Source organism: Ligilactobacillus sp. UO.C109 (assembly GCF_026847815.1).
Lineage (GTDB): Bacteria > Bacillota > Bacilli > Lactobacillales > Lactobacillaceae > Ligilactobacillus > Ligilactobacillus salivarius.
Genome location: NZ_JAPSFH010000048.1, coordinates 1 through 466, shown reverse-complemented (window position 1 = coordinate 466; position 466 = coordinate 1). Strand labels below are relative to the sequence as shown.

Below are 466 nucleotides of genomic sequence, written 5' to 3'. Positions count from 1 at the left end.
GATTTTGTTCTTTGAAAACTAGATATTGATTTATTTCTTAAAAATAAACCGAGAACACCGCGTTTTAAAGAGTTTAAAACAAGAATTATAGTTCTTAATCGCTAAACTCATAACCTATTATCGTTAGATAATATTAGGTTAAGTTATTAAGGGCGTATGGTGGATGCCTTGGCACTAGGAGCCGATGAAGGACGTGACTAACTGCGATATGCTTCGGGGAGTTGTAAGTAAACTATGATCCGGAGATTTCCGAATGGGGAAACCTAACAGGTTTTACCGCCTGTTATCACTAAGTGAATTCATAGCTTAGTTGAAGGTAGACGTGGGGAACTGAAACATCTAAGTACCCACAGGAAGAGAAAGAAATTCGATTCCCTCAGTAGCGGCGAGCGAACCGGGAAGAGCCCAAACTAAGAAGCTTGCTTCTTAGGGTTGTAGGACTGAACATTTGAGTTACCAAGAAATG

1 rRNA gene is annotated in these 466 nt (G+C 39.7%); it reads left to right on the top strand.

The window, feature by feature from the left end:
• Positions 1-136 precede the first annotated feature (136 nt).
• Positions 137-466 (top strand): 23S ribosomal RNA (locus tag OZJ21_RS09335); the annotation flags it as partial.